This window comes from Streptomyces sp. NPDC031132 (genome assembly GCF_055570595.1).
The window spans coordinates 1-13574 of sequence record NZ_JBVIGX010000001.1 but is presented as its reverse complement, the minus strand read 5'-3'; the positions used below and the strand labels follow the sequence as shown (position 1 = coordinate 13574).

The following is a 13574-nucleotide window of genomic DNA, read 5'->3' as shown; positions in this document are numbered from 1 at the left end:
CCGCGCAGCGGGACCGGCCCGGCCGGCGGTCAGCCGTACATGCTCAGCAGCTGCTCCGCCGAGAGTTCCGAGACCGCCTGCGCCGCCGCGCCCGGGAGCGGGAGCTCGAACCAGACCGTCTTCCCCCGGTGGGTGCGGCGCGTGCCCCAGCCCGCCGACAGCATGCCGACCAGCTGCAGCCCCCGCCCGCCCTCGTCCGTGTCCCGGGCCCGGCGCCGCCGCGGCTGCACCAGGTTGCCGTCCCAGACCTCGCAGACCAGGGTGCGGTCCAGCAGCAGCCGCAGCCGGATCTCGCCCTCCCCGTACCGCAGGGCGTTCGTCACGAGCTCGCTCACCAGCAGCTCGGTGGTGTCCAGCAGCCCCTCCAGGCCCCAGGCCGGCAGCTTGGCCCGTGCCAGCTCCCGCGCCCGGCCCACCGACCGCGCCTCGCGCGGCAGCTGCCAGTCCCCCACCGCTTCCAACGGCAGCCCCTGCACCCGCGCCATCAGCAGCGCGATGTCGTCCTCACCGTGCCGCGTGTCCAGCGTGTTCAGCACGTGGTCGCACACGTCCTCCAGCGGCCGCACCGGGTCGGCCAGGGCGTCCCGCAGCCCCCGCAGCCCTTCCTCGAGCGGGTGGTCCCGCGATTCCACCAGCCCGTCCGTGTACAGCGCGAGCAGGGCGCCCTCCGGGAGGTCCACCTCGACCTCCTCGAACGGTTCTCCGCCCACTCCCAGCGGCATCCCGGGCGGCACCTCCAACAGCAGTGCGGGCCGCGGCGGGGCGCCCGGTTCCGCCGGTTCCACCAGCACGGGCGGCATGTGGCCCGCGTTGGCGATGGTGCAGCGCCGCGTCACCGGGTCGTAGACGGCGTACACGCAGGTCGCGAGGTACACCTCGGAGCGGTCCGCGTCCCGCGAGTGCAGGGCCGCCCGGGAGGCCTGCTGGGAGCCGCCGGGCGCGCCGAGCCCGCGGGCGATCTCGTCCAGCGCGGTCAGCACCTCCGCCGGTTCCAGGTCCAGCAGCGCCAGGGTCCGTACGGCGGTGCGCAGTTCGCCCATCGCGACGGCCGCCCGCAGGCCGCGGCCCATGACGTCGCCGACGACCAGCGCCGTGCGGTGCCCGGGCAGTTCGATGACGTCGAACCAGTCCCCGCCGACCTCGGTGGCCGCGTTCCCCGGCAGGTACCGGCAGGCGATGTCCAGGCCGGCCGCCTCGGGGTCCCCGGGCGGCAGCAGGCTGCGTTGCAGTATCAGGGCCCGTTCGTGCTCGCGCCGGTAGAGGCGGGCGTTGTCGATGCAGACGGCGGCCCGGGCGGCGAGCTCGACGGCCACCGCCCGGTCCCGTTCCCCGAAGGGCTCGCTGCCCTTCGTACGGGAGAACTGGGCGAGCCCGACGACGGTGTCGTGCGCGACCATCGGGACGACGAGCGTCGACTGCACGAGGTCGTCCGCTCCGCCGCCCTCGATCAGCCGCGGCCGCGCGGTCCTCAGGGCGAGGGCCCCCGGCGAGGCCGCCGGGTAGCGGTGGATCTCCCCTACGGAGACCAGCGCGCCCGGACCGGACAGCGGGGCGTCCGACACGGCCGAGGCGAAGGCGACGCGCCGCAGGGGCGCGGAGGGCGCCCGGCCGGCGCCCAGCCCGGGCGGCAGTGAGGGCACGCCGGGGCCCTGCGGCCGGGCGGGGCGGTCGTCGTCGCCGAGCAGCAGCCCCTGGTAGAGGTCGACGGCGGCGAGGTCGCAGAAGCCCGGGACGGTCACGTCCAGCAGTTCGCGGGCGGTGGTCTCGAGGTCGAGGGAGTTCCCGATGCGGTGCCCTGCCTCGTTGAGCAGGGCGAGATTGCGCCGGACCCCGGCGGCCTCGCGGGCGGCGAGGTGGCGGCGGGTGACGTCGGTGCCGAGGCCCGCGACGCCGATGGGGCGGCCGGTGCCGCCGTGGACGCGGTAGAGGTTGATGGACCAGTGGCGGTGCTCCCGGCTGCCGGGGGCGGCGCCGGTGATCCGGAGGTCGGTGACGGATTCGCCGGTCTCCAGGACCCGCCGCAGGGCGTCGGCCATCCGGTCGGCCTCCTGGGGCGGGAGGTAGTCGTGGACGGTGCGGCCGCGGTGTTCCTCGACGGCGCCGCCGAAGACGGTCGCGAAACGGCGGTTGGCCCGCTGAACGGTGAGGTCCGTCCCAAAGAGCAGGAAGCCGAAGGGAGATTGGCCGAATATGGCCTGCGAGGCGGCAAGGTCGGATTCGATCCGGCGCAGCGCGCGTACGTCGACCACGACGCACAGCGCGGCCCGCTCGGCGGTCTCGGTCTGGGTGGGCATCACATAGATCTCGGCCACGCCGTGGGCGCCGTTCCCACCGGGGATCCGGAACGGGACGAGGCCGGTCCATTCCTTGCCGTCGAGGATCTCGGCCACCCTGCGGTGCCCGCCGGCGCGCAGCTCCGGCGGCATGAAGGCGTCCACCGGGTCCCGGCCCACGGCCTGTGCGGCGGTCAGCCCGAACAGCTCCTCGGCGCGCAGGCTCCACTGGTCGATGAGCCCGTCGGGTCCGATGGAGAAGGACGCGACCTTTATGTAGTCATATATCGAGCCAGGCGGGCTGCTGTGCCACAGGGAGTCGTGCCATGTCTCCCCGGGCACATGGGCCTGATGTGCCTGCGCAGGTATCTCGCTCACGCGACCGTCCCCTCCAGCTCACCGCAACCGGACCGGCCATGCCCGAAGTATTCAGCACCACGGCCCTGTACGGCACGGCGTTCACGATCACAAAAAGGTCCCGACTATTTCGAGCCATGCCGTGTGATCGTCGGCCATCCTTCACCTTGTTACTCACCAGGAAGTGCCAACTCGAACCACACAGTTTTGCCGGATTTCCCGTGGCGCGTTCCCCAGCGCTGCGCGGAGGCGGCCACCAGGTGGAGCCCCCGGCCACCCTCGTCGTCCGGCTTCGCAACGCGTTCGCGGGGCGGATCCGGAAGCGGATCGGAAACCTCCACGAGCAGGGCGGCGCCCCCCGTCACACTTCCACTGGCCGGATTGCGCCGCACCAGGCGGACGCCGATGGGGCCGGAGGCGTACCTCAGTGAATTGGTGACCAGCTCGCTGACCAGCAGGACGGTGACGTCGCCGACGGAGTCCAGGCCCCAGGATCCGAGCGTGCCGCGCACGGCGTGCCGGGCGGTGCGGACGGCGCCGGGTTCGGCGGGGAAGGCCCACTCGGCGCATTCACCGTCTGTGTCGATCACGCCGATCACTTCCCGGGCCGGCAACGACCCCAGTCCGATTCATCAGGGACAGAGCCACGAGGGGCAGTACACGATTGGGACTAATAGCGACATACCCGATATTCGAGGCGTCGTACCACCCGATCCTTCATGCACCGGCGCACTGTGGCGCAGACGGCCCAGTGCACGCGCGTCACGCGCCCCCGTGCGACCTGGTGTGCTGCTCGGCGCGCTCGGCGCGCAGCCGGCGGCCGGCCTCGGCGACCGCCGGCCGGTCCTGGTCGAGCCAGTCCACCGACTCGAGCTCCTCGGGTCCGAGCCAGCGCAGCTCGTCGTGGTCCTCGAGCGGCGCGGGTTCGCCGGACAGCAGCCGGGCGGTCCACACGTGCAGGACGAGCCCGGGCCTGAGCGGCCACTCCCCCGGGATCCGCTCCAGCGGCTCGGCCTCCACTCCGAGCTCCTCGCGCAGTTCGCGCACGAGCGCCTCGGGGACGGACTCGCCCGGCTCGGCCTTCCCGCCCGGCAGCTCCCAGCGTCCGGCCAGCTCCGGGGGTGCGCTGCGGCGGGCGGCCAGCAGGCGGCCCTCATGACAAAGGGCTCCGCCCACGACCACTCGTACCGTCATGGGGCGGAGCCTATGTCAACGCAGGGATGCTCAGTTCGTCGTGGCGGCCTGACCGATCCGCTCGACCCAGTACAGCTGCTTGTGGCCTCTGTCTTCGAGGCTGTCCACGACCTTCTGGGCCTCGGCCCGGGTGGGGTACCGGCCCACCCGGTAGCGGTTGCCGTTGTCGTCCTGACGTATGACCAGCCATGGGAGCAGGGCACCGCCGTCGTTCATCGCGTTTCACCCTCCGCCGATGTACCTGCCCGGGAAACCGCATTGCGCATATGCCCGAGCTTACGCCCGACCTTTACGGAGCGGATACGGTTTTTCACGAAGAGGTACCTCGCAGGCGTACGCATCCGGCCATGCGTACGAGCGGGCCGTGTACGCCGGTTCAGAACCGGCGCACCACAGGACACATTCCGCGCTCAACGGGCGCGGAACGAGGGCCAGTCCGGCAGCGGCGCAGGCGGCGAAGCGCAGCAGGCCGCGGCCCGGATGCCGGACGGTCCGGAGAAGGGCGAGGACCGGGGCGACGGGAGCGATCACCATCGCGCCGAAACCCGCCGGGTGACACCCCGTCACCCGTGGGCGGTTCCCCGGGACCGCGCCCCCCGGGGAACGCCGCTCACCGGACCGGCAGGTGGTACGCCAGGCGGTAGCGGTCCGCCGGGACCACCACGTCGGCGGTCTCGACCGCCCGTCCGGACGCGAAGTACGTACGGCCGATCACCAGGACCACATGGCCCGGGACCCCGCCCAGCAGCATGATCTCCTCGGCCAGGCCGGGCCGCGCCCCGACCTCCTCCACCACGTTGTCCACGACGACGTCGATCGCGGCCATCCGGTCGACGACCCCCGAGCCCCCGAGCGGCCCCTCCTCCGGCAGCATCACCGGGGTGCGGCCGGTGACCGCGAGCGGCTCCCAGGAGGTCGACAGCATCATCGCCTCCCCCGCATCGCGGAACACGTACCGCGTCCGCATCACGCGCTCGCCCGGCTCGATGCCGAGCCGCTTGGCGATCTCGGCCGGCGCGGCCGTCTGCTCACTGCTGGACTCCCACGTGCCGCGCGCGCCCGCGTCCGCCTGCTCCTGCCGGAACGGCGTCGACGTCCCGCCCGTGCGGTATCCCGAGCGGGCGACCCGTCTCGGCACGGGCTGCTCCCGTACGTACGTGCCCGACCCGGACCGGCCCTCGACCAGACCCTCCGCCATGAGGACCTTGCGCGCCTCCAGCGCCACGGTGTCGGAGACCCCGTACTCCTCACGGATCCGGGCCTGCGAAGGGAGCCGGGCGTGCGGGGGCAGGGACCCATCGACGATCTTCCGTCGCAGATCCCCGGCGACGCGCAGATAGGCCGGCTGCTCACCGAAAGTCACTGGCCACTCCCATCAGGTTGACAGACAGCTACACCCTGGCAACCGACGGTTGTAGACCGCAAGCAAGGGCCAGAGTTTCACCCGAAGTGATGAAGCCAGGTCACTCAAACCCGTTACCGCGCGTTACCGCGGGCTATCCTCGACGGCTCTTCACACCGAGGCCGAAGAGGACCCGTCCGAGTCGCCCTCCGCGTCGTCCTCCGAGTCACCGTCCGGGCTGCCCGGCTGCCCCGCGAGCCAGTCCGGCACCCTCGTCGACAGCCCGTACGCCCCGCGCAGCGCCTTCTCCGTGTCCACGGACAGCGCACCCGAGGCCGCGTCCCACGCGTCCTGGAACTCCGCCGGCTTCGTCGCCTTCGCCGCCCGCTGCCAGGCAGCCCGCGCCGCCTCGACCTCCTTGAGCTGCGCACGCACCGGCCCGGCCAGCTCCGGCCGGTCCTTCACCCCGTCCAGCAACCCCGCCTCCGCGGCCAGCGCGCGGTCGACCTCGCGGGCCCACTCCCGGTACCGCCCCAGCGCCTCGTCGATCTCCTCCTCCGGCCCGTTCCCCAGCGCCAGGTCGGCCTCGTTCATCACGTGCAGGAAGGCCACCTGCTCCGGCTTCAGCATCCCGGCGTCCTTGCGCAGGCTGCCGTGGTGCTCCCGCTCCGCCGTGCCGATGACGCAGAGCAGCCGCCGGTCGCCGCCGCTCCACGATTCGCGCGAGGGCGCGAAGTAGAACATCTCCGCGTACGAGGGCAGCGCCCACGTGTCCATCGCGTACGCGTCCTGCGCCTTCCAGCACGCGTCCGTCGCGGTCTTCTTCAGCTCGGGCCCGCCCGGGAACACCTCGTCGTCGAACCGGGTCGAGGCGGTGACCTCGCCCTCGTGCACCTCGGTGCACGCGATCCGGTAGATGAGCGGGCTCTCGTCGAGCAGGTCCCCGCCGGGGACGTTGAAGCAGTCCCCCGCGCGCATGTCGTCCGTGGCGGTCAACTCGCCCTCGACGCCCTCGAACTGCTGGAGCGTGTCCAGCCGGTCGAACAGCCGCTCCGCCACCCGGTCCGCGGCGAAGACGGCGGCGGCGGTCATCACGAGCGACACCGCCAGACCCGTGATCGCGAGCGCCCTGCCCCGCTCCCCCTTCCGCGCGATCTGGACGAGCGCCACGATCCCGAAGACGACGCCGAGCGGCGGCAGGCACAACACCCCGACCAGCAGCGACGCGAGCGCGAATCCGTTGAGAGCGGGCTCCCGGTACGCCGGCTGCGGGGGCGGAGCGGGCCAGTAGGGCGGGGGCGGGGTGCTCACGGGGCGTGGGGCTCCATCACAGGGGGCGCGAACGAATGCGCGAAATAGTACGCAGCGGGGGCGACCGCCGTGACGGTCGCCCCCGCAGTTCACCGCGGCCTCGTACCGCGTTCACTCCCGGTGGGTCAGAACTGGAGCGCCCAGGAGTCGATCTTGCCGGTGTCGAGGTTGGCGTTGTCGTTCACGCGGAGCTTCCACACGCCGTTGGCGACCTCCGAAGAGGCGTTGACCGTGTACGACTTGATGATGTTGTCCGCACTGCCGCCGCTGCGGTTGTGCAGGGTGTACACGGAGCCGTCGGGGGCGACCAGGTCGACCTTCAGGTCACCGGTGTACGTGTGCTTGATGTCGACCGAGACGCTCAGCGCCGCCGGGGCGTTGCCGGAGACTCCGCTCACGGTGAGCGGCGACTCGACGGTGGAGTTGTCGCTGATCGCGTAGTCCGCGGTGTTCTCGAAGCGGGTGCCCGGGTTCGGCGGGGTGGTGCCGCCGCCCACGTAGAGCAGGCGGTTCGGGGAGCCGGAACCGGGGCCGGTCACCACGTTCGGGGTGGCCGCGGCCACCAGGCCGTCCCGGACCTGGGCGGGGGTGCTCGCCGGGTTCTGCGAGAGGTACAGGGCGGCCGCGCCCACGACGTGCGGTGTGGCCATCGACGTGCCCGAGATGGTGTTGGTGGCGGTGTCGCCGGTCCCCCACGAGGACGTGATGGAGGAGCCCGGGGCGAAGACGTCCAGGATCGAGCCGTAGTTGGAGTAACTGGCCTTGGCGTCGGTGCTGGTGGTGGCGCCGACCGTGATGGCCTCGGCGACGCGCGCCGGGGACTTGCTGCTCGCGTCCGTGGACTCGTTGCCGGCGGCGACGCCGTACGTGATGCCGGAGGCTATGGAGTTGCGTACGGCGGTGTCGAGCGCGGAGTCGGCTCCGCCGCCGAGCGACATGTTCGCCACGGCCGGCTTGACCGCGTGCTGGGTGACCCAGTCGATGCCGGCGACGACCTGTTCCGTCGTACCGGAGCCGTTGTTGTCGAGGACGCGGACGCCGACGATCTTCGCCTTCTTGGCCACGCCGTACGAGGTGCCGGCGACGGTGCCGGCGACGTGCGTGCCGTGGCCGTGGCCGTCCTGGGCGGTGTTGTCGTTGTCGATGGCGTCGTAGCCGTAGGAGGCACGGCCGCCGAACTCGCCGTGGGTGATGCGGACGCCGGTGTCGATGATGTACGCCGTGACGCCCTCGCCGGCCTTGTCCGGGTAGGTGTAGCTGTTGTCGAGCGGGAGCGGGTGCTGGTCGATGCGGTCCAGACCCCAGGACGGCGGGCCGGGCTGGGTGCCCCGGGCGCCGTCGACGGTGAACGTCCGGTCCTGCACGACGGACTTGACCGCCGGGTCGGCGGCGAGCTTCCTGGCCTGCGCCTCGGAGACCTTGACGGAGTAGCCGTTGAGGGCGGCGCTGTAGGTCCGGCCGATCGTCGCGCCGTAGCGCCGGGCGACGGCCTTGCCGCTGTCGGCGGTGGAGCGGGCGGCCGAGTCCTTCAGGGTCACGATGTAGCTGCCGGCGACCGAGCCGGGGGCGCCGGCGTTCTCGATGACGCCCTGGGGGCCGTCCTCGGCCGCGGAGGCGGGTAACGCGGCGGCCGCGCCGAGCGCGAGGGCCACGACGGCGGTCGCGCTGATGCCGGCGAGTTTCCGGCGGGTGTGACGCATCACGGACATGTGAGGGGTCCTCCTCATAGGCGGTGCATTGCGGGGGGTGAGGCGGCAGAAATCGCACGAGTAAGGCATGTGCATGACAACCCTGTGAGGGTCTGCGGGCTGCCGCCTCCAAAAGGTTGACCCACGCGTTCGCCCCACCACAAGAGGACGGCGAACGCGTAACATCCGTGCCATACAACGGCCATGAACGAGCAAAGGCGCTCCGCACATGACGCACGCACTGCCGGGCTACGTCTGCCCCGAAGACGCGGCGCGCGCGGACGCCCGGACGGCGCCCTGGTGCTGCCCGCTCTGCGGTGGACCGTGGGATCTCGACTTCACACCGGATCCGGCCAGTCCGCTCGAACCGGCCGCCGGACCCAATTCGCTCTGGCGGTTCGGGCCCGTGCTGCCGCTGCCGGGGGCCTTCTCCGTGACGCTGTCGGAGGGGAACACCCCGCTGGTCCCGCTCGGGGAGCGGATTCACGCCAAGCTCGACTTCCTGATGCCGACGCTGTCGTTCAAGGACCGCGGCGCGGTGATGCTCGCGGAGCTGGCCCGGCGGCTGGCTCCGGAGCGGGTGGTCGCGGACAGCAGCGGGAACGCGGGGACGGCCGTGGCCGCGTACTGCGCGCGGGCCGGGCTGACATGTGAAGTTTTCGTGCCCGAGGGCACCTCGGAGAAGAAGACGGAGCAGATGCGGGCGCACGGGGCGGCGGTCCGCCTCGTACCGGGCGGCAGGGAGGCGACGGCGGTGGCGGCCCGGGAGGCGGCCGACCTCCCCGGGGTCTTCTACGCGAGCCACGTCTTCAACCCGTACTTCCTGCACGGGACGAAGACGTACGCGTACGAGGTGTGGGAGGAGCTCGGCGGCCGGCTCCCCGAGACCCTCGTCGTCCCCGTCGGCAACGGCACCCTGCTGCTGGGGGTGGCGCTGGCGGTGGAGGAGCTGGCCCGGCGCGGGGTGAAGCCGCCGGCGCTGATCGCGGTACAGGCGGAGGCGGTGTCCCCCCTGGCCACGGCCTTCGCGGCGGGCGCGGAGGACGCCGACCCGGTGGAACAGCGGCCCACCCTGGCCGAGGGCATCGCGATCCCGGCCCCGCCGCGGGCCCGCCAGATCCTGGCGGCGGTCCGCAAGTCCGGCGGCACCTTCCTGACGGTCCCGGAGCCGGCCCTGCGCGCGGCCCAGCGGGACCTGGCCGGGCGCGGGCTCTTCGTGGAGCCGACGGCGGCGGCCTGCTGGGCGGCGGTCGGCCCGCTCGCCCCCACCGACCCGCTCCAGGGCCGCACGACGGTCCTCCCGCTGTGCGGAGCAGGTCTGAAATCCAGCGCCGCCGACGGTTGAGGCGCGGGGTCCGGGGCGGAGCCCCGGCAACGGCGCCGCGCCGCCCCCTACACGTCGGAAAATCGCCAGCCGCAGACGGGCATGGTCTGCTGAACTGGGCCCATGACCACCACCGTTGATCTCGCCCGCCGCTTCACCGCGCTCCACAACCCCGCCGCGCCGCTGGCCCTGGCCAACGCCTGGGACGTCGTCAGCGCCCGCCTCGTCGAGGCAGCCGGCGCCCCCGCCGTCGCCACCACCAGCGCCGGTGTCGCCTGGTCCCTCGGCGCGCCCGACGGGGACGCCCTGACCCGCGACCGCGCCCTCGACCTCGTCGCCCGCGTGGCCGCGGCCGTCTCCGTCCCGGTGACCGCCGACATCGAGGGCGGCTTCGGCGCCGACCCCGCCGGGGTCGCGGAGACCGTCACCGGGGTGCTCGCCGCCGGCGCGGTCGGCATCAACATCGAGGACGGCACCCGGGACGCCGCCGACCACGCCGAGCGGGTGGCCGCGGCCCGGGCCGCCGCCGACACCGCCGGGGTCCCGCTGTACGTCAACGCCCGCATCGACACGTTCCTCTTCGGCCTCGGCGAGGAGGCGAACCGCCTCGACGAGACCCTCGCCCGCGCCGCCGCCTACCTCCGCGCGGGTGCCACCGGCATCTTCGTCCCCGGGGTCACCGACCCGGCCACCGTCACCGAGCTGGTCAAGGGCATCGACGCGCCGCTCAACATCCTCGTCGGCCCCGGCTCCCCGTCCGTCACCGAGCTCGGCGCCCTCGGCGTCGCCCGCGTCAGCCTCGGCTCCTGGGTCGCGTCGGCCGCGTACGACGTGGTCCGCCGGGCCGCCGAGGAGCTGATCGCGGGCGGCACGTACACCGCGCTCGACGCCTCCCTCCCGTACGGGGAGCTGAACGCCCTGCTCAAGGGCTGAGACCCAGGAAGCGTGTACGCGCCAACGACCCTAGGATCCCGTCATGCGCACCTCGGAGACTGCTGAGAGCAAGCCGTCGGAATCCACCGCCCGCAGGGTCACCGGCGCGGTCTGGTTCGCGCTCGCCCTCGTCTACGTCCTCTGGGGCTCGACCTACCTCGCCATCCGTGTGGTCGTCCAGACCATGCCGCCGTTCCTCTCCGCCGGTGCCCGCTTCATCGCGGCCGGCCTGCTGCTGCTCGGCCTCGTCGCCTGGCGGTACGGGCCGGCCGCGCTCCGGGCCAGCCGTGCCCAGGTCGGTTCGGCCGTCGTGGTCGGCCTGCTGCTGATCCTCGGCGGCAACGGCCTCGTGGTGCTCGCCGAGACCGAGGTGCCGTCCGGTCTGGCCGCACTGCTCATCGCGGCCGTGCCGATGTGGCTGGTGGTGCTGCGGACCGCCACCGGCGACCGGCCGCCGCTGCGCACCCTGGGCGGCGTGGTCCTGGGCTTCGCCGGGCTCGCGGTGCTGACCAGTCCGGGCATCGGCGGTGCGGTGGCGCTCTCCGGGGTGCTGCTGGTGCTGGCGGCGTCGGTGCTCTGGTCACTGGGCTCGTTCTCCGCGTCGAAGCTGTCGCTGCCGGGCAACCCGTTCACGGGCAGCGCGTACCAGATGCTCGCGGGCGGGGCCGGCGGCATCGTCGTCGGCCTGCTGCGCGGCGAGCACCGGGAGCTGGACTGGGCCGGCTACTCCACCGCCTCCTGGCTGGCCCTGGGCCACCTCGTCGTGTTCGGCTCGCTGGTCGCGTTCACGGCGTACGCATGGCTGCTCCAGTCGGCGCCGCTGTCGCTGGTCGCCACGTACGCGTACGTCAACCCCGTCGTCGCCGTCGCGCTGGGTGCGCTGATCCTCGACGAGGCCTTGACCTGGCCGATCCTGGTCGGCGGTGCGGTCGTCGTCGCGGCGGTGTGCGTGATCGTCAGCACCGAGCGCAGACAGTAGCGGGGGCCGGGGCTCGGACTCAGTCCCGCGCGGCCTGCTCGTAGAGCGCCTTGGCCTTCTCGTCGAACAGGGCCGCCGTGGAGTCCACGTCCGTGTCCCCGCCGCTGAGCACCCCGATCAGCCGCCCGGGATTGCCCGGACCGCCGCGGTCGGCGATCCAGGGGCTGCCGCTGGTGCCCGACCAGAAGCCCGCGCAGCCGATGTACAGCATCGCGGGGTCCTCCTGGTAGTGGCTGGTCTGCGTGGTGCAGGAGATGGGCTTGTTCTGCGGGTTGCGGTCCGACTCCGGATAGCCGACGACCGTCACCTCGCGCTCGTACCCGGAGGTCCAGTCGGGCTTCGGGGCCTCCTGGGCGCCGCCGACCGCCTGCTGCACGGTGCGGCCGTCCTCGTCCGGCTCGATGCTGAGGAAGGCGAAGTCGGCGGTGTCCTCGCCCCATCTGGTCCAGCGCTCGTCCACGTGGACCGCGCGGACCTTCCACACCCCGAGGGGCTGGCGGCCGACGCCCTCCCCGGTGAACGCGGGGGCGAAGGAGAGGTCGCCGATGGCGCGGCCGTCGGGGGCGACCGCTCCGGGCTCGCCGTCCTCGCCCGCCGGGGCCACGCAGTGCGCGGCGGTCGCGACGACCGTGCCCTTGGGGCTGTCGACGACGCTCGCCGTGCACCAGTGCTCCCCGTTCGCCATGAGCACGCCGACGCCGGGGAAGGCGTGGACCGCATGGGCGTCCACGTCCGTCGCCTTGAGGAAGCCGACGGCCAGGACCGCCGCCACCCCGGCGGCGGCCGCCGCCGACGCACCCTTGACGACTACGTTCATCGCACGCCGGGGTCGGGGGTCGGTGCGAGCATGACCTTGCTGATCCACTCCAGAGCGCCCTCCCTCATACCGCGTACGTACGACTTCCCGTTGTGCTCACCATCCTGGATCACCTGGAGCTGGGTGTGCACGGGGCCCTTTCCGTGCTCCTTCATGAACCTCTCCGCCTTCTCGCGGCCGTTCTCCTTGGTGCCGATCTGGAAGTCGATGTACACGTCCGGACCACCCTCCTTGATCAGCTTCTCGGCAAGCTTCTCGGGGTTGTTCTCGTCCATGGCCTGCGTGTTCCCCTTCCACAGCGGGGAGTCGGGGACGATGTCGACCCCGCTCGCGATGGCCGCCTTGAACCGGTCGGGGTACTTCAGGACGTGCTTGAAGGCGCCGAATCCGCCCGCGGAGGAGCCCATGAAGGCCCACCCGTCCCGGGAGGTGAAGGTCCGGAAATTGGCCTTCGTGAAATCCGGGACGTCCTCGGCCATCCAGGTGCCCATCTTGGGCTGGCCGGGGATGTCCGAGGCGTCGAAGTGATGCTTGGTGTCGGCGTTGTGAACCGGCATGATCAGGATGAAGGGCAGGCTCGTACCGGCCTTCGCCCCGTCGCTGACGGCCTTCTGGAGGCCGAGGCCGGGGCCCGTCCCCCAGTAGTTCGTGGGGTAGCCCCGGCCGCCGGGCAGGGAGATCAGAACCGGGAAGGCGCTCTTGGCGTACCTCGGCTCGTCGTACTCCTTCGGGACCCACACCCACACGTCGCCGGTGAACCCCGACTTCGCGCCGGTCAGGGTCGTGCGGCCGATCTGCGTGCCGTCGGGCAGCCGGTAGGTCCGGACGAACGAGGCCTTCGGGCCGGTCGGCATGCTCACCCCCTGCCGGATGTCCTCGGCCGCGGCCGACTGCTGCACCTTCCCGAAGGAGACCGGATCCCCTATGTCCGAGAAGAGCCCGTACTTGTACGCTGCCGCACCGCCGCCGGCGGCGAGCGTGAACGCCAGCGCACCGCCGATCAGAAGCCTGCGCTTGTGCTGGGGGCGGCGACGGCCCGTGGTCAGCGGGCCTTCCTCGGTCATGAGGTCGCCGTCACCCTGAAGCTGGTCATGCTGCACGGATTTGTCCCGTTCCTTCTCCGGCGCTCCCGAAGAGCGCGGGTCGGACCGATCGGTCCCCCTTACACCCCTTACAGAGGTGTCAACGATCGGATGGGTTGCCTGGGACCGGCGGGACGTGGCCTGCACCACCCGACCCCGGCCCCGGGCTCCGTGCGTACGGCCGGGGGGGGGGGGGGGGGGGGGGGGGGGGGGGGGGGGGGGGGGGGGGGGGGGGGGGGGGGGGGGGGGGGGGGGGGGGGGGGGGGGGGGGGGG

Annotated in this window: 12 protein-coding genes; 3 read left to right on the top strand and 9 right to left on the bottom strand. The window is 72.6% G+C overall.

Annotated features, from left to right (window positions below; genetic code table 11):
• Positions 1–29: 29 nt before the first annotated feature.
• From ACZ49B_RS00060 to ACZ49B_RS00030, 7 genes are all read right to left on the bottom strand, one after another.
• Entirely contained in the window at positions 30–2642 is a 2613-nt protein-coding gene (locus ACZ49B_RS00060) for a SpoIIE family protein phosphatase (RefSeq protein ID WP_468299817.1), read from the bottom strand.
• Between the two features lie 158 nt (positions 2643–2800).
• Positions 2801–3229 carry an ATP-binding protein gene (locus ACZ49B_RS00055; RefSeq protein WP_468299815.1) on the bottom strand — a complete coding sequence of 143 codons (429 nt, stop codon included), beginning with the start codon at positions 3227–3229 and terminating at the stop codon, positions 2801–2803.
• Positions 3230–3392: 163 nt separating this feature from the next.
• Positions 3393–3824, bottom strand: coding sequence for a (deoxy)nucleoside triphosphate pyrophosphohydrolase (locus ACZ49B_RS00050; protein WP_468298894.1), 432 nt, complete (start codon positions 3822–3824; stop codon positions 3393–3395).
• 30 nt (positions 3825–3854) lie between these two features.
• Positions 3855–4040 carry an SPOR domain-containing protein gene (locus ACZ49B_RS00045; RefSeq protein ID WP_468298892.1) on the bottom strand — a complete coding sequence of 62 codons (186 nt, stop codon included), beginning with the start codon at positions 4038–4040 and terminating at the stop codon, positions 3855–3857.
• A gap of 394 nt (positions 4041–4434) precedes the next feature.
• A complete protein-coding gene (locus tag ACZ49B_RS00040) occupies positions 4435–5187 on the bottom strand; it encodes a GntR family transcriptional regulator (protein WP_468298890.1) in 753 nt (250 codons plus the stop codon).
• A 150-nt stretch (positions 5188–5337) separates the two neighbouring features.
• Positions 5338–6477 (bottom strand): DUF4190 domain-containing protein, encoded by a 1140-nt coding sequence (locus tag ACZ49B_RS00035; RefSeq protein ID WP_468298888.1) that lies wholly within the window; start codon positions 6475–6477, stop codon positions 5338–5340.
• Positions 6478–6602: 125 nt separating this feature from the next.
• Positions 6603–8186 (bottom strand): S8 family peptidase, encoded by a 1584-nt coding sequence (locus ACZ49B_RS00030; RefSeq protein WP_468298886.1) that lies wholly within the window; start codon positions 8184–8186, stop codon positions 6603–6605.
• Between the two features lie 208 nt (positions 8187–8394).
• Between ACZ49B_RS00030 and ACZ49B_RS00025 the strand changes: the two genes are divergently transcribed.
• From ACZ49B_RS00025 to ACZ49B_RS00015, 3 genes are all read left to right on the top strand, one after another.
• The gene (locus ACZ49B_RS00025; protein WP_468298884.1) at positions 8395–9510 is read left to right on the top strand and encodes a threonine synthase; all 1116 of its coding nucleotides are present in this window, start codon (positions 8395–8397) and stop codon (positions 9508–9510) included.
• A 102-nt stretch (positions 9511–9612) separates the two neighbouring features.
• Complete coding sequence (locus ACZ49B_RS00020; protein WP_468298882.1) at positions 9613–10422, top strand: isocitrate lyase/PEP mutase family protein; 810 nt, start codon at positions 9613–9615, stop codon at positions 10420–10422.
• A 43-nt stretch (positions 10423–10465) separates the two neighbouring features.
• Entirely contained in the window at positions 10466–11401 is a 936-nt protein-coding gene (locus ACZ49B_RS00015) for an EamA family transporter (protein WP_468298880.1), read from the top strand.
• Positions 11402–11420: 19 nt separating this feature from the next.
• Here ACZ49B_RS00015 and ACZ49B_RS00010 read toward each other — a convergent pair whose 3' ends face one another.
• A complete protein-coding gene (locus ACZ49B_RS00010; RefSeq protein WP_468298878.1) occupies positions 11421–12218 on the bottom strand; it encodes a trypsin-like serine peptidase in 798 nt (265 codons plus the stop codon).
• Positions 12215–13318, bottom strand: coding sequence for an alpha/beta hydrolase (locus ACZ49B_RS00005; RefSeq protein ID WP_468298876.1), 1104 nt, complete (start codon positions 13316–13318; stop codon positions 12215–12217). Before ACZ49B_RS00005 ends, ACZ49B_RS00010 begins: the two co-directional genes overlap by 4 nt.
• Positions 13319–13574 lie beyond the last annotated feature (256 nt).

Coding starts and splice junctions, on each gene's coding strand:
- ACZ49B_RS00045 (WP_468298892.1), bottom strand. CDS start 4,040: ATGAACGACGGCGGTGCCCTGCTCCCATGGCTGGTCATACGTCAGGAC.
- ACZ49B_RS00020 (WP_468298882.1), top strand. CDS start 9,613: ATGACCACCACCGTTGATCTCGCCCGCCGCTTCACCGCGCTCCACAAC.
- ACZ49B_RS00010 (WP_468298878.1), bottom strand. CDS start 12,218: ATGAACGTAGTCGTCAAGGGTGCGTCGGCGGCGGCCGCCGCCGGGGTG.
- ACZ49B_RS00025 (WP_468298884.1), top strand. CDS start 8,395: ATGACGCACGCACTGCCGGGCTACGTCTGCCCCGAAGACGCGGCGCGC.
- ACZ49B_RS00030 (WP_468298886.1), bottom strand. CDS start 8,186: ATGTCCGTGATGCGTCACACCCGCCGGAAACTCGCCGGCATCAGCGCG.
- ACZ49B_RS00050 (WP_468298894.1), bottom strand. CDS start 3,824: ATGACGGTACGAGTGGTCGTGGGCGGAGCCCTTTGTCATGAGGGCCGC.
- ACZ49B_RS00015 (WP_468298880.1), top strand. CDS start 10,466: ATGCGCACCTCGGAGACTGCTGAGAGCAAGCCGTCGGAATCCACCGCC.